Origin of the sequence: Candidatus Rhodobacter oscarellae (genome assembly GCF_001078595.1) — a bacterium.
Taxonomy (GTDB): Bacteria; Pseudomonadota; Alphaproteobacteria; order Rhodobacterales; family Rhodobacteraceae; genus Rhodobacter_B; species Rhodobacter_B oscarellae.
This window is the reverse complement of record NZ_LFTY01000002.1, coordinates 3,553,797-3,576,011: the sequence shown is the minus strand read 5'-3', so window position 1 is coordinate 3,576,011 and position 22,215 is coordinate 3,553,797. Positions and strand designations below refer to the sequence as shown.

Below are 22,215 nucleotides of genomic sequence, written 5' to 3'. Positions count from 1 at the left end.
TTGCGTCGGTGTCTATCGCCCCGGGACAGGCAGGTCTGGGCTTTGTAGCATAGGGAAACCATTGGCGTTGGGCGCGCCAAATCTCTTGCAAGAGATTTGCACTTTCCTTGCAAGGAAAGTTGGGCACGCGTGCCGGTGAGAGGCTGTGGCTGGAGGACCAAATCGGGTCGCTCATTAGAAACTCTTTCAAGAGTTTCGCAATTTTCTTGCAAGAAAATTGTGACGCGCCAATGTCCACCGAAGGCCATGAGTGGATCCGCTACTGCGCCGCCACCGCCTGTGGGTCGGCCAGCGCCACGATGTCGAACATGATCCGGTTCAGCTCGAAATCCTTGGGCGTGTAAACCTTGGCCACGCCCAGCGCCCGGAGCCGCGCCGCGTCGTCGTCCGGGATGATCCCGCCCGCGACCACGGGGATGTCCAGCCCTTCGGTCTTTAGCCGCGCCATGAGGTCTTCCAGAAGCGGCACGTGGCTGCCAGACAGGATCGAGAGTCCCAGCACATGCGGGGCCTCCGCGCGGCAGGCCGCGACGATCTCGGCGGGGGTCAGGCGGATGCCTTCATAGGCGATTTCCATGCCGCAGTCGCGTGCCCGCGCGGCGATCTGCTCGGCGCCGTTGGAATGCCCGTCGAGCCCCGGCTTGCCCACCAGGAACTTCAGGCGCTCGCCGAGGCGGTCGGAGACCGCGTTGACGGCCTCGCGGATCTCGTCCAGCCCCTCGGTGCGGTTCGACGGCGAGCGCGACACGCCGGTGGGCGCGCGGTACTGCCCAAAGGCGGCGCGCACAACGTCGCCCCATTCGCCCGTGGTGGCGCCGGCCTTGGCGGCGGCAATCGATGGCTCCATGATGTTGGTACCGCTGCGGGCCGCCTCGCGTAGCTTCTCTAGGGCCGCGGCGACGGCTGCGCCGTCGCGATCCTGGCGCCATGCGGCGAGGCGCGCGATCTGATCGGCCTCGGCCTCAGGATCGGCGACCATGATCGCATCCGGCCCGGAGGTCAGCGGCGAGGGCTCGCCGGTGGTGAACTTATTGACGCCAATCACAGTGGTCTCGGAGGTCTCGATGCGGCTGATGCGCTCGGCATTGGCCTCGACCAGCTGGCGCTTCATGTATTCGATGCTCTCGACCGCGCCGCCCATGCCGTCGATCTGCGCCAACTCGGCGCGCGCGCCCTCCTTGAGGGCGTCGACCTTACGCGTCACCGCCGGGTTGCCGTCGAAGAGGTCCTCGTATTCCAGAAGGTCGGTCTCGAAGGCCAGGATCTGCTGCATGCGCAGCGACCATTGCTGGTCCCATGGGCGGGGCAGGCCCAGCGCCTCGTTCCAAGCCGGAAGCTGCACCGCGCGGGCGCGGGCGTTCTTGCTGAGCGTCACCGCCAGCATCTCGAGCAGGATGCGGTAGACGTTGTTCTCGGGCTGCTGCTCTGTCAGGCCCAGCGAGTTCACCTGCACGCCGTAGCGGAAGCGACGGAACTTGGCGTCCTCGACGCCGTAGCGTTCCGCGGTGATCTCGTCCCAGAGCTCGACAAAGGCGCGCATCTTGCACATCTCGGTCACGAAGCGGATGCCCGCGTTCACAAAGAAGCTGATGCGCCCGACCATGGCGGGGAAGTGCTCGGGCGGGACCTTGCCCTTGAGATCGTCCAGCACCGCCACGGCTGTGGCCAGGGCGAAGGCGAGCTCTTGCTCCGGCGTCGCGCCCGCCTCTTGCAGGTGGTAGGAGCAGACGTTCATCGGGTTCCACTTGGGCAGATGCTGGCGCGTATAGGCCGCCACGTCGGTGATCATCCGCAGGCTGGGCCGCGGCGGGCAGATATAGGTCCCCCGCGAGAGGTATTCCTTGATGATGTCGTTCTGGACCGTGCCCTGCAGCTTGGAGATATCCGCGCCCTGCTCCTCGGCCGCCGCGATATAGAGCGCAAGCAGCCACGGCGCCGTGGCGTTGATCGTCATCGAGGTGTTCATCTGCTCCAGCGGGATCTGGTCAAACAGCGCGCGCATGTCGCCCAGATGGCAGACCGGCACGCCGACCTTGCCGACCTCGCCCTTGGAAAGCTCGTGATCTGAATCATAGCCCGTCTGCGTCGGCAGGTCGAAGGCCACGGAGAGGCCCGTCTGCCCCTTGGCCAGGTTGCCGCGGTAGAGCGCGTTGGAGGCCGTGGCCGTCGAGTGGCCCGCATAGGTGCGGAACAGCCAAGGACGGGTTTTCTGCGCTTGCGACATACGGGGGCCTCCGACTCGGTCCGGTAACTTTATTTCGCGTCCGCGTAGGTATTCGACAGATTGTGGCGATGTCAATATGCCGCAGCGCAGAAACCTGAGCGCGATTTGATCAACTCGGCCCTCAAGTAGCGAAGTGGCAGGGCACCAACATGTCTGCTTCCGCAGGCTCTTTCCTATGCAAGACGCCAAGCGACGCGCGAATTCTGACGCCAATTCTGGGCGCATGGTGGCGATTCCGTATTTTTGGCCAAGAAGAAGCAGGGCGCCTGACCTTGTTTACCGACCTATGAATTCCTGGCAGTGTGCCGGGATGTTTCGGACCGTAGAACTCCCCATCTGGCTCTTGGTGTTGATCGTGCTCTTCGCGGCGGTCACCTTTGCCTCGCATTTCCTGTTCCCCTCCGTGCGCTGGTTCCTGAGGCGGCGCATGGAGCGGGTGGTCTCGCGGCTCAACGAGCGGCTGGAGCGGCCCATCCAGCCGTTTAAACTGGCCAAGCGCCACGACATGATCCAGCGGCTCATCTATGATCCCAAAATCGCCGAAGCGATCTCGCATCACGCGCGCGAAGAGGACGTGCCCGAGGCGGTGGCCTTTGAACGCGCGCGGCGCTACGCGCGGGAGATCGTGCCCAGCTTCTCTGCCAGCCTCTATTTCGGCTTCGCGATCAAATTCGCGCGCTGGCTGAGCCGCAAGCTTTACATCGTGCATCTTGATGACGGCGACGACGCCGCGCTGCGGGCCATCGACAGCGAGGCGACAGTGGTCTTTGTGATGAACCACCGTTCGAACATGGATTACATGCTGGTGACCTATCTGGTGGCGGATCGCTCGGCCCTGTCCTACGCGGTGGGCGAATGGGCCAGAGTCTGGCCGCTGAGCCGCGTGATCCGCGCGATGGGCGCCTTCTTTATCCGCCGCAAGTCGCGCAACGTTTTGTATCGGCGCGTCCTAGCGCGCTATGTGCAGCTGGCCACCAAGGGCGGCGTCACGCAGGCGGTCTTTCCCGAGGGCGGGCTGAGCCTGGACGGGACCGTGGGGCCGTCAAAGCTGGGCTTTCTGAGCTACATCCTGTCCGATTTCGACGCGAAAACCGACAAGGACGTGGTCTTCGTGCCGGTGGCGCTGAACTACGACCGGGTGATCGAGGACCGCGTGCTGACCGAGGCGGCGCGGCGCGGCGAGCGCAAGTTCCGCGCCTCGGTCATCGTCGGGATCTGGTTCGCGTTGCGCTACACGTTCCGGCGCATCATCCGCACCGCCGTGCGGTTCGGGCATGCAGGCGTCGGGTTCGGCGCGCCGCTGTCATTGACGGAGTTCCAGCGCGAGCATGGGCGCGATCTGGAGGCCGTGGGCGAGGCGCTGCGCGCGCGCGTGCGGGACGTGGTGCCGGCGCTGCCGGTCTCGACGCTTTGCTACGCGCTTGAACAGTTGACCGGGCCGGTATCACGGGGGGATCTGTCCCTAGCCGTGGCCCCGCTGATCGCCGCCCATCCGCACCCCTCCATGGCCGACGCCGCAACCACCGTGGACGAGGCGATGGGCACGCTCTTGACCCGGCGGATCGTCACGGAGGGGCCGCAAGGCGTGGCCGTGAACCCTGAGAGCCGCGCCCTGTTGGAGTATTATGCCCGCTCCGTGGCGCATCACTTTGCGGACGCAGCATACACCGTGCAGTCGCAGCAGACATAAAATTACAATTATGCGGCCTTTTGGGTTGCATCGTTACCAAGCGATCACTAGTCATGTCGCAATTCGCGCCCCGATTCTGCGGCGCGGCGAGACATTCAGCAACGGGAGAGACACCCATGGCCCTGGACCAGGCGGACACGATCGCGCCCTATGACGCACCCGAGAAGGACCTCTATGAGGTCGGTGAGATGCCCCCGATGGGCTATGTACCCAAGAACATGTACGCCTGGGCGATCCGCCGCGAGCGCCATGGCGAGCCCGATCAGGCGATGCTGCAGGAGGTCGTCGAGACGCCCCTGCCCGACAGCCACGAGGTGCTGGTGCTCGTGATGGCCGCGGGCGTGAACTACAACGGCGTCTGGGCGGGCCTGGGCATCCCGATCTCGCCCTTCGACGTGCATGGCGCGGACTACCACATCGCGGGCTCGGACGCCTCGGGCATCGTCTGGGCCGTGGGCTCGAAAGTGAAGAACTGGAAGGTCGGCGACGAGGTCGTGATCCACTGCAACCAGGATGACGGCGACGACGAGGAATGCAACGGCGGCGACCCCATGCTGTCGCCCAGCCAGCGGATCTGGGGCTACGAGACCCCCGACGGGTCCTTTGCGCAGTTCACCTGTGTGCAGGCGCAGCAGCTTATGCCGCGACCCAAGCACCTGACCTGGGAGGAGAGCGCCTGTTACACGCTGACGCTGGCCACCGCCTATCGGATGCTGTTCGGCCACCACCCGCACGAGCTTAAGCCCGGCCAGAACGTGCTGGTCTGGGGCGCCTCGGGCGGGCTGGGCTCCTACGCGATCCAGCTGGCCAACACCGCGGGCGCGAACGCCATCGGCGTGATCAGCGACGAGGACAAGCGCGACTTTGTGATGTCCCTGGGCGCCAAGGGCGTGCTGAACCGCAAGGATTTCGACTGCTGGGGGCAGCTGCCCACGGTGAACTCGCCGGAATACGCCACCTGGTTCAAAGAGGTGCGCAAGTTCGGCAAGGCGATCTGGGAGATCACCGGCAAGGGCGTGAACGTGGACATGGTGTTCGAGCATCCCGGCGAGAGCACCATGCCGGTGTCGAGCTTTGTGGTGAAGAAGGGCGGCATGGTCGTGATCTGCGCCGGCACCACCGGCTACAACCTGACCATGGACGCGCGTTACGTCTGGATGCACCAGAAGCGCATCCAGGGCAGCCACTTCGCGCATCTCAAGCAGGCCGCCTCGGCCAACCAGCTGATGGTCGAGCGCCGGCTGGACCCCTGCATGTCCGAGGTCTTCACCTGGGCCGAGATCCCCGATGCGCATATCAAGATGCGCAAGAACGAGCACAAGCCGGGCAATATGGCGGTGCTGGTGCAGGCGCCCAAGACCGGGCTGCGCACGCTTGAGGATGCGCTGGACGCCGGGCCCAAGGGCTAACGACCATCGCATCTGGCAAGATCTTGCCGGCCCGCCGAGGCGTTAACCCTTGGCGGGCTTTTTTATGTAAAACTCTACCTAACTGAGAATTCGAAATCCTCTATTAACCTTCTCCTCCCCATTTCTGGCGAATATTTTGTCGCCGGGACCTGTGCGATAAAAAAGCTCCTCCGCGGCGGCTATTAAGCTTCCGTTAACCTTTCCCAAGGAGAGATGCCTATGGCACATGATTGGATTCTCGACGTTCTCGCGGACCTAAAGACCTACGCCAACAAAAATGGTCTATCCGCCTTAGTGCATGAGCTGGACGAAGTTACGCTCATCGCTGCGACCGAGATTGCGTCGGCGGAGGGGAAGGCGCCGATGACGGCGACGCGCAATGCAAGGACGTCTGGATACCTATATTGAAACGGTCCAGTCCGCGAACTCGCTGGATGAGCTTCAAGGGCGTATCAAAGACCTCAGAAACGTCTTCGACGTCGAGCATGTCGTTTACCACTCGATCAACTCCCTAGGTCAACAATACGCATCGCATACCTACACTCCGGAATGGGAAACGTACTACTTTGCCGAGAACTTCGAACGCATTGACCCCGTTGTGCAGGGCTGCCTCCGCAGGTTCCACCCGGTGGACTGGCGGCGCCTGGACTGGTCGGGCAAGGCGGCGCGCGACTTCTTGGGCGAGGCGGTAGATGCGGGCGTGGGGCATCAGGGCTTCTCGGTGCCGATTCGCGGCCCCAGCGGTCAGTTCGCCCTGTTTACCATTAGCGACCGCCGGTCCGACGCGGTCTGGGAAAAGTACACCGAAGCGCATGTGCGCGATGTGATTCTCGCCGCGCATTTCATCAACCAAAAGGCCCTAGAGATCGAACGCGGGTCAGACGAAGCGGATGTGGCCAAGCTGAGCCCGCGCGAGGTGGACGCTTTGACAATGCTCGCAATGGGTTACAACCGTGCGCAGGCCTCGGAGAGCCTCTCGATTTCCGAGCACACGCTGCGGGTCTATATCGAGAGCGCCCGCTCCAAATTGGGCGCCGCGAACACCACGCATGCCATCGCAAAGGCGCTCACCCTGGGGCTGGTGATCGTCTAGCTGAAACCGAAATCGTTAACTGACCGCGCGCTGCCTTAGGCCTCTGTTAGCCAGCAGGCCGGATTCTCTTCGCCACGTTTTTCGGCGAAGGGAGACCAAAACATGCTGCGTTACATCTATGGCGACGAACTCCACAGCTTTCCAAAGCTGCGCGACACGATGTTCCGTGACCGCGCCTGGCAGTTCAAGGAGCGCCTCAATTGGGAGGTGAAGATCGACGCGCACGGGTTCGAGCGCGACAGCTATGACGACATGAACCCGCTCTATGCGATTTGGGAGAAGGCCGATGGGCGCCACGGCGGCTCGATGCGGTTCTTGCCCACCACCGCCGAGACCATGGTGAACGACCATTTCCTGGACCTCACAGATGGCGTGCCGATCCAGAGCCCGTTCATCTGGGAATGCACGCGGTTCTGCCTGTCCGAGAATGCCGAGGCGCGGGTGTCGGCGATGCTTATGCTGGCCGCTTTGGAGGTGGGTCTGAACTTCCACCTCACTGATCTTGTTGGCGTATTCGACGCGCGCATGGTGCGCATCTACCGCCGCCTGGGCTGGGAGCCCACGGTGCTTGGCACCCAAGGCGAGGGCCGCGACGCCATAAGCGTGGGGCTATGGGACTGCGCCGCGGACCTGCGGGGGAACCTGCTGTCGCGCGCGGGGGTCTCGGCGGAGGTCGCGCAGCATTGGTTCGATCGCACATTTGGCCGCGCGGCCAGCCCGGCGCCGCTGGCCTTGGTCGGCTGACCTGACGGGTCTTGGGCTTTACGGGCGCGGCGCTCTGCCTCGCGCTCGAATTCCGGTTCCAACCGCTCGGAATGCGCTCTAGGGTCGCCCCATGGCGCTTCCCAGCTTTCAGTTCTCCGACGATCAGGCCGATGCCTATGACACCGCCACCGAGCTTTTGCGCGGTGTCGGGGTGGACTTGGACGAGGGGATGCTTTTGCCCCCGCCCGAGCGCCAGGCCCCGGCCATGGCGATCATCGGGCGGGCCGGGTCCGGCAAGACGCTGCTGCTGAGCCAGCTTTACCACGCGGTAGAGGATCTAGGGGTCGAGGTCGTCTCGGGCGATTACGAGAGCCGCAAGAAGAAGGACAAGCGCACCCTGGCAATCCTGGCGCCCACCAACAAGGCCGCAAGCGTGCTGCGCGGCAACAAGGTGCCCGCAACGACGATCCACCGCATCCTCTACACGCCGGTTTACGACCCCGAATACGAGCGCGTCGCGGAATGGCTCGCCGGGAACGGCCCGAAACCCGAGATCGAGGGGCTCACCGAGGCCGCCCTGGACCGCGCCTTGGAGTTCTACAACGCCCACCGCTCGATCCCCGGCGCGCTTGCCACGGCGGGGCTGCGCGGCTCGGATTTCATCACCGGCTGGAAGCGGCGCGACGACCCCCTGGACATCGGCTTTGTCGACGAGGCCTCGATGCTGGACGACAAGCAGTACCAGGATCTGCGCGAGATCTTCCCGACGCTGATCCTGTTCGGCGACCCCGCGCAGCTGGCCCCGGTGGGGCAGTCCGGCGAGATGGTGTTCGACCGCTTCAAGGGCCCGCGCAAGCGCGAGCTGAGCCGGATCCACCGGCAGGCCGATGACAGCCCGATCCTGGACCTGGCCCACGCGCTGAGCGACCCAGAGGTGGAGTTCGAGGAATTCGAGCGCATGATCCACGAGGCAGCGCAGCGCGACGACCGTGTACAGGTCGCGCCTCGGGTGGATGCTGACCTGATGGCCCGCTCGCCCGTGCTGGTCTGGCGAAACGCCACGCGCGTGCGGCTGATCCAGGCCTTCCGCGGCGCCCATGGCGCCCCGCCCGACGCGCTGATCCCCGGCGAGCCGCTGATCTGCGACGGGATCGAGCTGCCCGCCAAGCACCGCAAGCGCCGCATCGACCTAGAGGCCCGCGGCCTGATCAAGGGCGCGCAGGTGGTCTATCTCGGCCCCGGCAACAGGCCCGGCTTCTCGCGCCTGCACGTCTTCGGCGCCGACCAGCCGCAGATCTCTGCCGCCTCGATCGTCAAGATCGAGTTCCCGGACCAGGAGGAGCCCTTTATCCCCTACGCCGCGCGCATGGGCGCGGCCTTCCTGCACGGCGCCGCGGTGACCATCCACAAGGCGCAGGGCTCGCAATGGCCGGAGGTGCAGGTCTTTGGGCCAGATATCTACGCCGCGGCGCGCTCTGGCCGGATGGAGGCGGGCCTGCCGCTGTGGAAACGCCTGGCCTATGTGGCGATCACCCGCGCCCAGGAGCGCCTGCATTGGGTCATGCGATACGCCCTTGCGCGCCCGCAGGCGGCGCTTACGGTGGAAGACCTGCGCACGGCCAAGCCCGCGCCGCTCGAGATGACGCAAGAGGAAGAGGCACAGACATGAGCAAGAGCATCGTGATCACCGGCGCCAGCAGCGGCATCGGCCGCGCCACGGCCGAGCACTTCATCGCCCAGGGCTGGACCGTGGGCGCCCTGGCGCGCCGCGCCGACGCGCTGGCGGAGCTGGCCGGCGAGAAAGTGATCGCCCTGCCCGCGGACGTCACCGACCCGGACGCCGTCGAGGCCGCCTTTGACGATTTCGTCGGCAAGGCCGGGCGCATCGACGCGCTCTTCAACAACGCCGGCATGTTCGGCGTGGCCGCGCCCATCGACGAGGTGCCCGTCGAGACCTGGCTGCAGGTGGTGAACGTGAACCTGACAGGGATGTTCCTATGCGCGCGCCAGGCCTTCAAGCACATGCGCGCCCAGGGCGGCGGGCGCATCATCAACAACGGCTCGATCTCGGCGCATGTGCCACGCGACGGCTCGATCTGCTACACCTCGACCAAGCACGCCGTGACCGGGCTGACGCGGACGCTCAGCCTGGACGGGCGGGCGCTGAACATCGCCTGCGGACAGATCGACATCGGCAACGCCGAGACCGACATGGTGCGCGCGACCAACGCGCGGCGGGTCAGCGAGGGCCTGACCGCGGATCCGGTGATGGACGTGCAAAACGTCGCCGAGGCGGTGATGTATATGGCCGAGCTGCCGCTGAACGCGAATGTGCAGTTCATGACCGTGATGGCGACACAGATGCCGTATATCGGGCGCGGATAGGCGCGGCGCGTTCCGGCACGATTGGCCGGTTGGGCTCTGGCGGGCGGATCCTCGTGAAGATTAGGGAAATCTTCACGCGAATCGCAACACAATCGTGCAGGGCGGGCGCTGACGGCGCGTCTTTCTTTGACCAATCTTAATCCCATTGAGTGCCTGCGGCACGCTTCATGCTCCCCATATCGGTGCGGCCAAAATGCCCCGCCCCCGTCGTGACAGCGGCAAGCCTGAGCTCTCGGGCATTTTGCCACCCCGAAATGGGGCCCCGCCGTCCAGCCCAACCGAATGCTCTCCAAATCACCGTGATCGTTGAGAGACCCCGTGACTACTGCTAGACTCCTAGCGGCAGGCATTGATTGTGGGGCGTTATGGTTAAAACCAAAGATGACAAGGAGGCCGGATTTTCGCTGCTGGAATTGATGGTTGTCGTCGTGATCCTGTCGATCCTAGCGCTGGTCATCGTTCCGCGCATCATCGACCGCCCGGATCAGGCCCGCATCGCCCGCGTGCAGTCTGATTTGGCGGCGCTGACAAACGCGGTCAACCTCTACAAGCTCGACAATTTCACCTACCCCACCACGCAGCAAGGCCTGCAGGCTTTGGTGCAAGCGCCGGTCGGCGAGCCCACGCCGCCCAACTACGCCGCCAGCGGTTATATTGATCGCCTGCCCAACGACCCCTGGGGCAAGCCCTACCAGTATCTTTCGCCCGGCGTGCACGGGGATTTCGACATCTTCACCTTCGGCGCTGACGGTGTCACCGGCGGCGACGGGGTGAACGCGGATATCGGCACATGGACCGGCGGCTGAGTTCCGACGCGGGCTTTACCTTGGTTGAGCTTATGGTCGTGGTCGCCATGCTGGCATTGCTGTCCGTCTCGGCGGTGCTAAGCCTGTCGCGCCCGTCCGCCGAGGCGCGCGATTGGGCGCGCTTCCAGGCGCTTCACGATCGCCTAAGGGCCGAGGCCACACTGTCACGGCAACGCATCGGACTTGCCGTCTCGGCGACGGGTGTCCAGCGGCTTAGTTGGGACAATGACTGGCAAACGGCGTCAGAGCCGCAGCCTTGGCACGGCGCGGTCACGCTGCAAACGCCACCCGCCGCAGAGGCCACCATCGTCTTCACCCCCAGCGGCCAAACCACGCCGATCCGCCTGCAATTCAAAACCCCGAATGGGGCAACCCAATGCGCAACCGAAGGGTGGGGGCCACTGACATGCGCCGGCGGCTAGACCACGGCATAAGCCTCGTCGAGATGGTCGTCGCCGTGCTGGTGCTGTCCATCGGAATCGTCGCAGGATTTCAGGGGCTCAACCAAGCCCGGCGCGGCATTGGCGAGGAACTCCCGCGGCTTATGGCGCAGCAGGCAGCCCTAAACCGGGCCGCGCAGTTTCAGATGCTCGGGGTCGCGGGCGCCGGTACCGGGCCCACGCAGACCGCCCTGGGCGGCATCGACTGGCACATCACCATAGAGACCGCGCCGACCGAGGGTGGCTTTGTCGAGGCGCGCATCCGGGCGCAGGCCGAAGGTCACCCGGGCGCGCTTGTGGTCGTTTATGCACCGTCCGGACCGCCAGAGCCATGAGGCGGCAGTCCGGTTTCTCTTTGCTTGAACTTGTCGCCGTGATGGCAATTTTCTCGCTCGTGGCGCTCATCGGCGTTCAAGTGATGCAAGCCAGCCTGCGCAATGCCGAACGCCTTAGCGCGGTGAGCGACGAAAGCGCAGGGCTAGCACATGGGCTGGCAATGCTGCGCCTGGATCTAGAAAGCGCCGTTCCGCGCGGTTTTGTGGCGCCGGAGGGTACCCACCGTGACGCGTTTCTGACCGCCCCATCCGGCGTCGAGCTGTCGATTGGCGGGCTGTCGCGCAGCGCGCCAGGTGCCACCGGATTTGGCCGCGTCCAATGGAGGCTCGACCCCGGCGCCGGGCGCCTGATACGCCGCGTTTGGACCGACCTACAGCCCGGCCCCGAACGCCCGCCTGAGCAAGGCTATTTGTCCGATATTCGGGGTTTCCAAATCGAAACCTATCAAGTCCTCGGCGGATGGCGGCCCGGATATGCCCCGGACCCGCGCAACCCCGATGCTCTGCCGCTTGGCGCCCGCATCACGCTGGACCATGCCCGGCTCGGCCCTCTGGAAATCATGGTGAGCCTGCGATGACCCGGGACCGCGGCGCCGTGTTAATAAACGCCTTGGTCGTGGTGCTGGCAATCGCGGCGGTTGCCGCGGCGATGCTCACGCGGTCGGAATCCGCGCGCATCCGCGGCGCCGGGGCGAGCCAAGCCGCGCAGCTCTCGCTTTACCTGGACGGGGCAGAGCGGCTGTTGCCCGCGCTATTGGCCGACGTCACCGACAACCCCATCGCGCATTCCGGCCAAAGCTGGGCCAAGGGGCCGCACCGCTTTCCCATCGATCGAGGCCGCGTCGCGATCAGCCTGGTGGATCTGCAGGGGCGGCTGAACGTGAACTGGCTCACACGCGACGACGATTACGCAAGGGACGTGTTCCGCGCAACTTTCACAGAGCTGGGGCTGCGCCCCGCCCTGGTGAATGCGCTTGCCATCTTCGTGGCGCAGCGCGGCCCGGCCATGACGGTGGACGACCTGCGCGCGGTCCCCGGCATCGCAACAGGCGAATTCGCCGCGATGCGCTCCAGCCTGTCGGCCCTGCCCGTGGACACCAGGCTTAACCTCAACACCGCCTCTGACGCGGTCAAGCGGGCCGCAATCGCGCCCCTGCCGCCAGAGCTGATCACGGAGATCATGCAGCGACAGACACCGATCCAGTCCACCAGCGAATTACGCAAGCGCGCCGAGGAACTGCTGGGCACTGAGGAGCTGGATCACCTGCCCTTCGACACCCGGTTGACCGTCGGCAGCATGTGGTTCCGCGCCGATATCCGCGCCGATCTGGGCGATCTGCACCTGCGCCGCGCCTTGATCATCCAAATAGACACGACCGCCGAGACGCCGACGCGGCGCGTGCTGCGCTGGGCGGTCTATGATTGAGCCCGCGCCAATTCCGCCGCATAACGTGGCCCAAAGGGGCGACAGACGTTGAGCAAGACCTATCGCATTCCAGGGGCACCGCCGATGCGGCGGCTGGGCGCCGGCCAAGCGCCCGGCGGCGCATATGTCGGCTTGCTGCCCGGCACGCTTTCGCCGATCCTGCCCGTGGAGCTGCCAGCAAAGCTGAGCGGCGGCGCGCGCGAACAGGTGGCCGGTCGGCAGGTCTCTGACATGGTGTCCCTGCCCGCCGGCAGCTTCGAGATCCACCCGCTGCAACCCAAGGGCGCCAAGACTTGGAACCGCGTCCTTTTTATGGCGCGGGACGACATCGCCGCCTGGCGGCAGAAGGCGACAAAGGGCTGCCAGGCCATCCTGCCCGATTTCTTCGCCCTGCCCAGCGCGCCGGGCCTATGGGCCATCGAGGTCGAGGGCGACACCCTGCGCGCGCGCCTGGCGGCCGATGACGGGTTCACCGCCGAGGCGGATCTGGCCATCGCACAGCTTCAGGCCACTGATGCGCCGAAAGGCGTGCTGCGCCTGGGCGATCCCAACACCGCGGTGGACGCATATCTCGCAGGTCTTGGCGTGCCGATCCACACCGATCCCGCCGCGCTGAAGAAGGCCGGGCTCGCGCCGCTGCGCTGGGCCGACGTCACCGCCGGGCTGAACCTCTTGACCCCGCCCAGCGCCGCGCCACAGCGCATCCAGGCGGGGCTGCGGCGCTGGCGCCTGGGCGCGCTGGCCGCCGCCAGCGCTGCCGCCCTGTGGCTGGGCATGCTCTACCTCCAAACCCAAACGGCGCAGCAAGAGGCCGCCCAGAACCGCGACCTGACGCTGGCCATGGTGCGCCAGCATTTTGTGCCCGATGGCCCAATCCTGGACGTGCGCGCGCAGGTCGGCGCGGTGCTTGCCTCCGCCGTAGAACCCGAGGTGATCGAGGTCCAGGGTCTGCCCGCGCTGACGCAGTTCCAGATCGCCGCCGAGGTCCTGACCCGCGACACCGCGCAGGTCGCGCTTGTGACCTACCGCCCGGAGACCGGGCTGGAGACCACCATCGAGACCCCGGATTTTGCGGCGCTGGACGCGCTTGTGCTGGACCTGCAAGGCGCCGATTTCCTGGTCGAGCAACTGGATAGCCGCGCCGAGCAATCGGGCGGCGTGTCCGCGCGCCTGCGCCTGGAGCTACTCGAATGAGCGGCGGGCTCTCTGGCATCCTGGCGCAGCTCTCGGGGCGGGAGCGCGCGCTTCTGGGGCTGATGGCCCTGGTGGCGCTGCCGCTGGCTGTGGTGTTCCTTGCCGTTTTGCCCATGACCGAGGCCCGCGACGCGGCCCGTCAGCAGGCCCGCGAGGCCACCGCCCTGCGGGACTGGGTCGCGGGGCAAGTGCGGCAAATGCCCTTGAGCGCCGAGGCCGCTTCCGCCACCAACGCCGAGGCCAACACATCCGAGGTCATCGGGCTGGCCGCGATCGAGGAAGGCCTGATCGGTGCCGGGCTGCGCGACCAGATCACCCAGCTTGCCGACCGCTCTGACGGCGGGGTGGATATTGCATTAGAGGACGCGCTGTTCGATGAACTCAGCCGCTGGCTCAGCGATGCGGAGCCGCGCTGGGGCTACCGCCTGCACGCGTTCCGGATCGAGGCGGCCTCGCCCGGCTTGGTCCGCGCGCAGTTTGAGCTGCGGGTGCCGCAATGATCCGGGCCTTGTTCTATCTGATTGTTTTTGTGGCGGGATTGGGCGCCGCGCTGGCCTGGTTCGGCGAGATCCGCCACCTGCGGATGGCGTTTGGCGATGACCTGCCGCAATGGACGCAAGCCATCAACGATGACGCCGGGATGCGGCAAGGCTCGGCGGGGATTGCTGTGCCGGGGCAACCCGAAATCCTGTTGCGTTGGCGCGCCGTTGCGCCGGACCTGGACGGGCTGCATTGGGAGCTGAAGCTTTCAGGAGATGCGATAGAAGCGCGGGCGGAACTTTTGCTGCCCTGGTGGCCGCAGGACGCCGTGCTTCGAAACGGGCGCGGCAGCGCCTCGGACGGGGTTAATGGCGTCCTCCGCCTTAGCAACATTGAGGGCAAACTCCCCGTGCTCAACCGCAAGTCACGCGGCCCCGGGCAGATCACAGTCACCTTCGATCCAGAGAGCGGCGTGCCAAAAGGCTTTGGGCCCCTCGGCGTCGTGAACGGAAACACCCTTACGGTGCAGGTTCCGGCACCCTAGCAAGCCCGGGTCACGCATCGGCGGAAAACCCGTTCCAAAGGACCCACTTAGCTTCCGTTCAAGGCGGATCGGTGCTAAGGAACGGGTCTGTCAGGCTTAGGCATGCCGGCGAGGGACTGGGGCGATAAGGTGAGACTTTTGTCAGGGCTCTTCACGAGTATCGCGGTGGCCGCGCTGGGCTTTGCCTGCGGCGCGCTGGGTCTTGCCCTTTTGCCCGCCGCCCCCGACGCCTTTTCGCAGCCAGAGCGTGCGCCTGCGGTTGAGCCCATCCTGGTGACCGCGCGGGACGTTCCCGACGCCTGGCCCGCCGTCTTTGGCGTGGTGCCCGAGGTGGCGCCGGAGCCGGAGCCCCTGCCCGAGCCGGAGACCGCCGAGGCGCCGCCCGAAGAGAACACCACCTACTGGCTGACCGGCATCGTCGCCGGCCTTGATAGCGGCGCGGGCATGGCCATGCTGGCCGAGAACGACCGCAACATCGTGGTGAAGATCGGCGACACGCTGATCGGCGGCGAGACGGTGACCGCCATCGACGCGCGCGGCGTCTGGATCGAGTATGACGGCAAGACAGAGCTTATCCCGGTGCAGCGCACCAGATTGGACGGCATCGTACAGCTAGAAGCGCCCAGCGCTGCGGCGGCATCTGATGTTGCGGCGGATGTCTCGCTGGTGCTCGAGCAGGTCGACCGCGAGACCATCAGCGCCCTGCTGGCCGAGGCGGGCCAATTGGAGCCGCCCATCGGCGGCACAGGGATGAACGTCGCGCGGGTTAGGCCAGGGCATTTCTATGCGCAGATGGGCCTGCGCCCCGGCGACACGATCATGGCGGTCAACGGGGCCGCGCTGACAAACGCGGACCTGCTGTCGGGCGTCTCAGACGAGGACCTGAACAGCGGCGCATTAGAGTTGGACATCCTGCGCGACGGCGCGCGGCAAATCGTGAGGGTCACCCTTGATCAAGGCTAGCCGCGCAATCCTGGTCGCCCTGGCGATCTTCCTCAGCTTCACCGCCACGGTCCGCGCGCAGATCTCGTTGGATCTGCGCGACGCGGATCTGCGCAGCTTTGTCGAGATCGTGGCGCAGTCCACCGGGCGGAACTTCACCCTGGACAACCGCGTCGACGGCACGGTGACGGTGATCGCGCCGGGCACCGTCAACAGCGCGGCCTTGTACGAGATCTTCCTCAACGTGCTAGAGCTGAACCGCCTGACCATTATCGAGGGCGAGCAAGTGGACCGCATCGTGCCCTTGGACATCGCCCGCGAGCTGCCCCCCAGTGAGCGCGTGCGCACGGCAGGCGGCGCGTTCGAGACGCGGGTCTTCGTGGTACGCAACATCTCCTTGGGCGAGACGGTCGAGGTCATCCGGCCCCTGCTGCCCGCCGAGGCCGTTTTGTCCACGGTTGAGCAATCCGGGCTAATCATCCTATCGGACCGGCGCGAGAATATTGACCGGATCGGCACCCTGATCGGGCAGCTCGACCAGCCGCGGCGAAAGACCATCGAGACGATCCGGCTGAACTACTCCAACGCGCAGGACATCCTGTCGACGATCCAGGCGCTCGAAATCGTGCCGCCGGGCGGCTCGGTGACCGCCGATTTCCGCTCTAACGCCATCGTGGTCAGCGGCAATGACGAGTTCCGCAGCCGCGTGCGCACCGTGGTCAACCAGCTTGACACCCCGCAGCGCAGCACCTCCACCTCGGTGGTGCAGCTCAACTACGCGGATGCCTTGCAGCTAGAGGGCGTTATCGCGCGGTCGGTCTTGGCGGGGGACGCCAACAGCACATCCGAAGTGACCATCGTTGCCGAGCCGCAGACGAACTCGATCATCGTGACCGCGCCCAGCGACCGGGTGGATGGCATCGTCAACGCGATCAAGCGGCTGGATCAGCGGCCCAGCCAGGTGCTGGTCGAGGCGGTGATCTTTGAACTTTCGGTGCAGACGCTCAGCGATCTTTCCGTGCAATTCGGTGGGCTTTTGAATGACGCGCTGTTTGGCGGGGCGGAGTTCAGCGTGGGCGGGCGCTCGACGCTGACCTCGATGCTGAACACGGCGATCTCTGGCAGCGTTCCCAGCCCCGGATCGGGCCTGACGGCTGGGTCGGCCTCTGTCAACGCCGCGGGCGACAGCGGGTTCATCGGCTTCCTCTCGGCGCTGAGCCAGGCCAACACCACGCGCCTTCTGGCCACGCCCTCGATACTGACGCTCAACAATACCGAGGCCGAGATCGTCGTGGCGCAGTCCGTGCCCTTCGTGACGGGCTCTTTCGCGACGGTGGGCGACAGCCCGACGCCAGAGCGGCCCTTCCAGACCATCGAGCGCCAGGATGTGGGGCTGAAGCTGCGCGTCACGCCGCAGATCACCGGCGACAACACCGTGCGCATGGAGATCTCGCAGGAGGCCTCGTCGCTGACCCGCCGGGCGAGCGCCGCGGGGGGCGAGATCACCTCGAAACGCACCCTGTCCACCAACGTGCTGGTGGGCAACGGGCAGGTGATTATGCTGGGCGGTCTCTTGGAGAACGGCGCCGGGTCCGAGAACGCCGGCGTGCCCGGGCTGTCGCGCCTGCCCTTGCTGGGCGCGCTGTTCCGGGGGCGCGCCGTGACCAAGAACCAACGCGTTCTGCTGCTGCTGCTGCGGCCCCGCGTGGTGACCAATGACCGCGAGGCCACGCGCCTGTCCCGCGAGGTCGCGCGCGATGCCAAACGCGCGACCCGCGCCATCCAGCCCGACCCCGATGGGCAGTTCCCGAACCAACCGCTGGTCGCCTTCCCCTTCGACGGGGCGAACCTGAACCAGCCCTTCGATGCGGGGTTCATCGACGACTACGCCCGGTCCAGGACATTCCCGCCGCTGCCCTCGCGGCTGCAATTCAACGCGCAGTAGCGCGCAGCTTGAACGCCCGCGTTGGCGTCTTGCGCGGCGGCGGAGAAGACATGGGCTAACAGAGATTATGGTGGCCCGTGTCTGGCGAGGAGCGGTCGTTGAAGATCTCCCGCCCCAGACTTGATCCGGGGCCTCCACCTTGAACCAATCGCGACCCGGGCAGCGGCCGACCTGGAGGTCGCCTGCGCAGCGGTTCTGTATCGCGAGTGATTTCTGAAAACGCCACCGTTCCAATGAATTGCAACGTGGCAAAAGCGGCCTCCTGGGGGAGGTCGGCCGCTGCCCGAGGCAAGCTCGGGCGGTCGCACTGTGTGAATGCCGTTTCATCTGGTGTCGGCAAACGTCGCCGGGGCGTTGTTCGTTTCGACCTATACCCGCCCCAGGCCCTAAAGCGCACACGGATTCCATTCTGCTCGCGCCCGGGCTACAGTCCGACTGACATAGACCCGAAAACGATAGAGACGCGCTCCGGATGGCCAAGCCTGACCTGCCTTTCACCTTCGCCCGCGACCAGCAGATGGTCCTGCGGGGTGACGCGCTGGTCTGCGGGCCGGGCGCGACGGTCCTCGGCATGCGCGAGGCGCGTCGGCGCGCGGGCATCGCCTTGACGGTGGAGCGGCTTGAGGCCGAAGCCTTTGAGGCCCTTCTTAACAGCCATTACCGCGAGGGCACGCAGGCGGGCGACGAGGACGACCTGACCTTTGATCTTGAGGCGGGCGGCGGGCCGGCGGTCCGCGATCTCCTAGAGGACGCCACCGAGGCGCCGGTCATCGAGCTGGTCAACCAGCTCATGCGGCGCACGGTGCGCGGCGGCGCCAGCGACCTGCATGTGGAGCCCTATGAGGACGGGCTGCGCGCCCGCGTGCGCGTGGACGGCATGCTGCGCACCGTTATGGACCGCTCTGACGTGCCAGTGCGCCGCGTTGTGAGCCGCCTCAAGGTCATGGCGGGCATGGACACGGCCGAGACGCGGCTGCCGCAGGACGGGCGGATCGGGCTGCGCTATGGCGGGCGCGACATCGACGTGCGCATGTCCACCCTGCCCGGCCAATTCGGCGAGCGCATCACCTTACGGGTGCTGGACCGCCATTCCGGGCTGATGCCGCTAGAGCGGCTTGGGCTGGGCGAGGACCAAGAGGCCACGCTGGCGCGGCTCGCGGCGCGGCCCGACGGGATCGTGCTGGCCACCGGTCCTACCGGCTCGGGCAAGACGACCACGCTTTACTCGCTGCTGCAGCTCTCGGACCACACTAAGCGCAACATCGTCACCGTCGAGGACCCGATCGAATACCATCTGCCGGGCATCAGCCAGACCCAGACCAATAGCGAGATCGGCATGAGCTTTGCCGCCGGGCTGCGCGCGACGCTGCGTCAGGACCCGGATGTGATCCTGGTGGGCGAGATCCGGGATGGCGAAACAGCGCAGGTCGCCGCACAGGCCTCGCTGACGGGGCATCTGGTGTTCTCGTCGCTGCACGCGAACAGCTCGGTGGCCGCGGTCACGCGGCTGCGGGACCTGGGGCTGGACAACTACCTGATCGCCGCGACCCTGCGCGGGATCCTGGCGCAGCGGCTGCTGCGGCAGGTATGCACCCATTGCGCGGAAAGCGCGGCGCCGGACCAAGCCACGGCAGAGATGTTCGCCGCGCACGGCCTGCCCGTGCCGCTGTCGGTGCCCAGCGCGGTGGGCTGCGAGGACTGCGCAGATACCGGCTATCAGGGCCGCCAGGGCGTCTACGAGATCGTGGAGATCACCGAGGATGTCGGCGCGGCGATTGGCGAGAACGCCTCGGAGCAGGCGCTAAAGCGCCTGGCCGTGCCCGCGGGCAGCACGCTGATCGCGCAGGGGCTCAAGCTGGTGGCGGAGGGGCGCACGACCATCCCCGAGCTCCACCGGGTGCTGGGCGCTGAATAAGTGCAGAGCTACGCCTATATCGCCTATGACGGCAACGGGCGGCGCAAGACCGGCACGCTGGTCGCGGAAAGCGAGCGGGCGGCCTCGGACGCCCTGCAGGCCGATGGCTTGATGCCCGCCGAGATCACCGCGCGCGCCAAGCGCCGGGCGGGCGGGCGCGCCAAGCTGGACGCCGATGAGCGCGCCATATTCTCGCGGCAGATGGCGGTCCTGCTGGAGGCCGAGCTGCCGGTGGAGAACGCCCTGGACGCGGTCATGGAAAGCGAGGGCTCGCGCGCCATGCAGGCCTTCGCAGGCGAGCTGAAGGCCGCCACGCTCGAGGGCTACCCCTTATCGGACGCCATCGCGCGCGGCCGGGGCGGCTTTGCGCCCTACTACACCTCGTCGCTGCGCGCCGGGGAGAGCTCGGGCGACCTGGCTGTAGTCTTTGGCGGGCTGGCGGACTTCCTTGAGGCGCAGGGCGCCAATCGCGCCGAGATCGCCACGGCGCTGATCTACCCGGCCTTTGTGGCGCTGGTCTCGCTGGTGGTCTGCGCCGTGCTGGTGACCAGCGTGGCCCCCGAGGTGGTCGCGATGTTCGAGGTCTCGGCCCGGCCGCTGCCGGAGCTGACGCAGGTGGTGCTGGGCGCCACGGGCTGGATCCAGGCGAATTGGGTGGGGCTGGCGGCGGCGCTGGGCGCCGCGATCCTAGGCGGCTACCTGGCGCTGCGCGTGCCGCGCGTCCGCAACCGCGCGGACCGCATCCTGCTGCGCCTGCCGATCTTCGGGCGGTTGCGACGCATGGCGATGGCCGGGCAATACCTGCGGACCCTGGCGCTGGTCCTGGGCAGCCGCCAGACCGCGGTGAACGCCGCCGAGGGCGCCGCCGATGTGCTGACCGTCGCGCATCACCGCGAAGAGGCCGACGGCGTTGTCACTGCCGTCAGGCAGGGCGAGAGCCTGTCCGGCGCGATCCGGCGCCTCACGCTGCTGCCACCCGTCGCGCTGCAACTGATCCGCGTGGGCGAGGAGAGCGCGCGGCTCGCCCCCATGGCCGACCGCGCCGCGGTGCTGGTCGAGACTTGGCTGGCCAATGACCGCAAGCGCATCGCCCAGATCCTGGACCCGGTGCTGATGATGCTGGTGGGGGTCTTTGTGCTGATCATCGTGCTGGCGATCCTGCTGCCGATCTTCGAGCTGCAATCGGTGGTGATCAGCTGATCAGCGCGCATTTGGCGCTGTGGTTTGCGGTTCAGCGCCTGTTCTGGCAGGCTCGACACAAATATAGGAGCAGGAATTATGAGACATTTCATTGCCGTGTTGTGCTTGGCCGCGATGCCGGCGCTTGCAGATGACGTCCAGACCCAGATGCCGCCGCGCGCCGTAGAGGTGTTCCAGCAGACCGCGATGGTCACCCGTGGGGCCACGCTGGACCTGCCCGTGGGCGATCACCGGGTGCTGGTGCCGCTACCCGAGCCCCTTGAGGATGACCTATTGGACCTGACCGCCTCTGACGGCGCGCGCATCACCGCCCTTCGCAGCGCCGAGGCGCTTGATTTCGATGCCGACGCCATCGCCACCCCTGAACAAGCCGCCGCGCAGGCCGAAATCGACCGCATAGACGCCCTGGTGGACACCAAACAACGGGAGATCGCCGCGATCGAAGCCGATTTGGCGGCCCTTTCCGCGCAGCGGACCTTCCTGGGCTCAATCACCGGGCCCACGCAGACCGGGCTCAGCCCAGAGGACATCCGCGGCATGGGGCAGGCGCTCCGCGAGGAAAGCTCTGGCACGGGCGCGGCCATGGTGGAGCTCAACGCCACGACTGCGCGCCTTACCGAGGAGCTGCAAACGCTAAACCGCGATCTAGAAGCCGCAAGGCGGGCCCACGCGGCGCTGAACCCGCCGCAATCCTTCGGGCCCGGGCTGGTCATCGACGTGTCCGTCAGTGTGGCGGGGCAGACCAGCTTTGTGCTGAAGCATGCCGCCGAGGCGGGCTGGGCGCTGATCTACGAGATGCGCCTACGAGACGAGGCAACAGCCCCCAAAGTGGAGATCACGCGCAAGGTCGCGGTCACGCAATACTCGGAGGCGGATTGGCGCGACGTCGATTTGATCCTGTCGACCGCCAATCTGGGCCAGGCCGAACCCTCGCGCGTTTGGACCAGCCGCGCACGAATCGAGAAGCCAGAGCCGTTGCTTAACGGCTTAGGTGGCGTGCTCGACGAGAGCGCGGCGATGACCGATCCCGTTTTTGTCGAACCCGAAGTTATTATCGAAGAGACCGGGGCCATGCGCGCCCTTGATGGCCAGATCCTTGCCTATCAGAGCCCCGCCCCGGTGACGCTGCCTTCCGTAATGGGCCAGTTGATGTCAAGGACAGCGTTTTCACCCTCAAAAACCCGGGAACCGACGAAGGTTTCCGGGGTGCCTGCCAGGCGCAGTGAGGTTCACAGCGGAGTGATTGTGCTGTGGCGATGGGGAATATGCCAGTGTTGTTGGCCTCGCCTGTCGGCATGCCTGCTCACCGTGATGTGTCTGCGCCGGGCTCGTGCTTCCGTCCGTGGTCAGCGCAATGGCTGCCAACTTCATACCTTGTCCGGTTCGGCTCCCGAGTGTCGATCTTCAGGGCGCGCTCAACCCTGGAACGGGTCGGCAGATGGCAGCTTGCGTACATCATCGGGGACCGCGTCCCGGCTGGGA

19 protein-coding genes and 1 pseudogene are annotated in these 22,215 nt (G+C 66.2%); 19 read left to right on the top strand and 1 reads right to left on the bottom strand.

The genetic code is table 11. The features are described from left to right. Window positions 1-259: 259 nt before the first annotated feature. Window positions 260-2,449, bottom strand: a complete 2,190-nt coding sequence (locus AIOL_RS21865; RefSeq protein WP_268760224.1) for a methylmalonyl-CoA mutase family protein — start codon at window positions 2,447-2,449, stop codon at window positions 260-262. A gap of 85 nt (window positions 2,450-2,534) precedes the next feature. Here AIOL_RS21865 and AIOL_RS21860 point away from each other — a divergent pair, with 85 nt between their 5' ends. The 19 genes and pseudogenes from AIOL_RS21860 to AIOL_RS26035 form a co-directional block, all read left to right on the top strand. Further along, entirely contained in the window at window positions 2,535-3,914 is a 1,380-nt protein-coding gene (locus AIOL_RS21860; RefSeq protein WP_049644930.1) for a 1-acyl-sn-glycerol-3-phosphate acyltransferase, read from the top strand. A gap of 116 nt (window positions 3,915-4,030) precedes the next feature. Further along, window positions 4,031-5,323 carry a crotonyl-CoA carboxylase/reductase gene (gene ccrA / locus AIOL_RS21855; protein WP_049644929.1) on the top strand — a complete coding sequence of 431 codons (1,293 nt, stop codon included), beginning with the start codon at window positions 4,031-4,033 and terminating at the stop codon, window positions 5,321-5,323. Window positions 5,324-5,702: 379 nt separating this feature from the next. After that, window positions 5,703-6,416, top strand: coding sequence for a helix-turn-helix transcriptional regulator (locus AIOL_RS21845; RefSeq protein ID WP_049644928.1), 714 nt, complete (start codon window positions 5,703-5,705; stop codon window positions 6,414-6,416). 102 nt (window positions 6,417-6,518) lie between these two features. Further along, entirely contained in the window at window positions 6,519-7,160 is a 642-nt protein-coding gene (locus AIOL_RS21840; RefSeq protein WP_049644927.1) for an acyl-homoserine-lactone synthase, read from the top strand. Window positions 7,161-7,251: 91 nt separating this feature from the next. Continuing rightward, window positions 7,252-8,790, top strand: coding sequence for an ATP-dependent DNA helicase (locus tag AIOL_RS21835; protein ID WP_049644926.1), 1,539 nt, complete (start codon window positions 7,252-7,254; stop codon window positions 8,788-8,790). Next, window positions 8,787-9,506: an SDR family oxidoreductase gene (locus tag AIOL_RS21830; RefSeq protein ID WP_049644925.1), complete on the top strand. Its 720-nt coding sequence runs from the start codon at window positions 8,787-8,789 to the stop codon at window positions 9,504-9,506. The genes AIOL_RS21835 and AIOL_RS21830 overlap by 4 nt, the downstream gene beginning before the upstream one ends. Before the next feature lie 365 nt (window positions 9,507-9,871). After that, window positions 9,872-10,312 carry a type II secretion system major pseudopilin GspG gene (gene gspG, locus AIOL_RS21825; protein ID WP_049644924.1) on the top strand — a complete coding sequence of 147 codons (441 nt, stop codon included), beginning with the start codon at window positions 9,872-9,874 and terminating at the stop codon, window positions 10,310-10,312. Then, window positions 10,297-10,734 (top strand): GspH/FimT family pseudopilin, encoded by a 438-nt coding sequence (locus tag AIOL_RS21820; RefSeq protein WP_049644923.1) that lies wholly within the window; start codon window positions 10,297-10,299, stop codon window positions 10,732-10,734. Before gspG ends, AIOL_RS21820 begins: the two co-directional genes overlap by 16 nt. Next, complete coding sequence (locus AIOL_RS21815; protein WP_049644922.1) at window positions 10,719-11,087, top strand: PulJ/GspJ family protein; 369 nt, start codon at window positions 10,719-10,721, stop codon at window positions 11,085-11,087. Before AIOL_RS21820 ends, AIOL_RS21815 begins: the two co-directional genes overlap by 16 nt. Further along, on the top strand, window positions 11,084-11,665 hold the full coding sequence (locus AIOL_RS21810) for a type II secretion system protein GspJ (RefSeq protein WP_049644921.1): 582 nt from the start codon (window positions 11,084-11,086) through the stop codon (window positions 11,663-11,665). Before AIOL_RS21815 ends, AIOL_RS21810 begins: the two co-directional genes overlap by 4 nt. Next, window positions 11,662-12,513: a type II secretion system minor pseudopilin gene (locus AIOL_RS21805; RefSeq protein ID WP_049644920.1), complete on the top strand. Its 852-nt coding sequence runs from the start codon at window positions 11,662-11,664 to the stop codon at window positions 12,511-12,513. The genes AIOL_RS21810 and AIOL_RS21805 overlap by 4 nt, the downstream gene beginning before the upstream one ends. 48 nt (window positions 12,514-12,561) lie before the next feature. After that, window positions 12,562-13,707 (top strand): hypothetical protein, encoded by a 1,146-nt coding sequence (locus tag AIOL_RS21800; RefSeq protein WP_152912637.1) that lies wholly within the window; start codon window positions 12,562-12,564, stop codon window positions 13,705-13,707. After that, window positions 13,704-14,207 (top strand): type II secretion system protein GspM, encoded by a 504-nt coding sequence (gspM, locus tag AIOL_RS21795; protein WP_049644918.1) that lies wholly within the window; start codon window positions 13,704-13,706, stop codon window positions 14,205-14,207. The genes AIOL_RS21800 and gspM overlap by 4 nt, the downstream gene beginning before the upstream one ends. Further along, window positions 14,204-14,731 (top strand): hypothetical protein, encoded by a 528-nt coding sequence (locus tag AIOL_RS21790; protein WP_049644917.1) that lies wholly within the window; start codon window positions 14,204-14,206, stop codon window positions 14,729-14,731. The genes gspM and AIOL_RS21790 overlap by 4 nt, the downstream gene beginning before the upstream one ends. 129 nt (window positions 14,732-14,860) lie before the next feature. Further along, the gene (locus AIOL_RS21785) at window positions 14,861-15,694 is read left to right on the top strand and encodes a type II secretion system protein N (RefSeq protein WP_160314546.1); all 834 of its coding nucleotides are present in this window, start codon (window positions 14,861-14,863) and stop codon (window positions 15,692-15,694) included. After that, a complete protein-coding gene (locus AIOL_RS21780; RefSeq protein ID WP_235439131.1) occupies window positions 15,681-17,618 on the top strand; it encodes a secretin N-terminal domain-containing protein in 1,938 nt (645 codons plus the stop codon). Before AIOL_RS21785 ends, AIOL_RS21780 begins: the two co-directional genes overlap by 14 nt. Before the next feature lie 472 nt (window positions 17,619-18,090). Next, window positions 18,091-19,533, top strand: coding sequence for a GspE/PulE family protein (locus AIOL_RS21775; protein ID WP_049644915.1), 1,443 nt, complete (start codon window positions 18,091-18,093; stop codon window positions 19,531-19,533). Then, window positions 19,534-20,733 carry a type II secretion system F family protein gene (locus AIOL_RS21770; RefSeq protein ID WP_082152733.1) on the top strand — a complete coding sequence of 400 codons (1,200 nt, stop codon included), beginning with the start codon at window positions 19,534-19,536 and terminating at the stop codon, window positions 20,731-20,733. A gap of 78 nt (window positions 20,734-20,811) precedes the next feature. Next, window positions 20,812-21,855: pseudogene (locus AIOL_RS26035) on the top strand (DUF4139 domain-containing protein); the annotation flags it as partial. Between the last annotated feature and the right edge of the window lie 360 nt (window positions 21,856-22,215).

What these genes read in the sequence shown, in the direction of transcription:
- AIOL_RS21830 (WP_049644925.1), top strand. Translation starts at nt 8,787, where the DNA reads ATGAGCAAGAGCATCGTGATCACCGGCGCCAGCAGCGGCATCGGCCGC.
- AIOL_RS21805 (WP_049644920.1), top strand. Translation starts at nt 11,662, where the DNA reads ATGACCCGGGACCGCGGCGCCGTGTTAATAAACGCCTTGGTCGTGGTG.
- AIOL_RS21845 (WP_049644928.1), top strand. Translation starts at nt 5,703, where the DNA reads ATGCAAGGACGTCTGGATACCTATATTGAAACGGTCCAGTCCGCGAAC.
- AIOL_RS21865 (WP_268760224.1), bottom strand. Translation starts at nt 2,449, where the DNA reads ATGCGCCCAGAATTGGCGTCAGAATTCGCGCGTCGCTTGGCGTCTTGC.
- gspM (WP_049644918.1), top strand. Translation starts at nt 13,704, where the DNA reads ATGAGCGGCGGGCTCTCTGGCATCCTGGCGCAGCTCTCGGGGCGGGAG.
- ccrA (WP_049644929.1), top strand. Translation starts at nt 4,031, where the DNA reads ATGGCCCTGGACCAGGCGGACACGATCGCGCCCTATGACGCACCCGAG.
- AIOL_RS21860 (WP_049644930.1), top strand. Translation starts at nt 2,535, where the DNA reads ATGTTTCGGACCGTAGAACTCCCCATCTGGCTCTTGGTGTTGATCGTG.
- AIOL_RS21820 (WP_049644923.1), top strand. Translation starts at nt 10,297, where the DNA reads ATGGACCGGCGGCTGAGTTCCGACGCGGGCTTTACCTTGGTTGAGCTT.
- AIOL_RS21775 (WP_049644915.1), top strand. Translation starts at nt 18,091, where the DNA reads ATGGCCAAGCCTGACCTGCCTTTCACCTTCGCCCGCGACCAGCAGATG.
- gspG (WP_049644924.1), top strand. Translation starts at nt 9,872, where the DNA reads ATGGTTAAAACCAAAGATGACAAGGAGGCCGGATTTTCGCTGCTGGAA.
- AIOL_RS21815 (WP_049644922.1), top strand. Translation starts at nt 10,719, where the DNA reads ATGCGCCGGCGGCTAGACCACGGCATAAGCCTCGTCGAGATGGTCGTC.
- AIOL_RS21835 (WP_049644926.1), top strand. Translation starts at nt 7,252, where the DNA reads ATGGCGCTTCCCAGCTTTCAGTTCTCCGACGATCAGGCCGATGCCTAT.
- AIOL_RS21840 (WP_049644927.1), top strand. Translation starts at nt 6,519, where the DNA reads ATGCTGCGTTACATCTATGGCGACGAACTCCACAGCTTTCCAAAGCTG.
- AIOL_RS21810 (WP_049644921.1), top strand. Translation starts at nt 11,084, where the DNA reads ATGAGGCGGCAGTCCGGTTTCTCTTTGCTTGAACTTGTCGCCGTGATG.
- AIOL_RS21790 (WP_049644917.1), top strand. Translation starts at nt 14,204, where the DNA reads ATGATCCGGGCCTTGTTCTATCTGATTGTTTTTGTGGCGGGATTGGGC.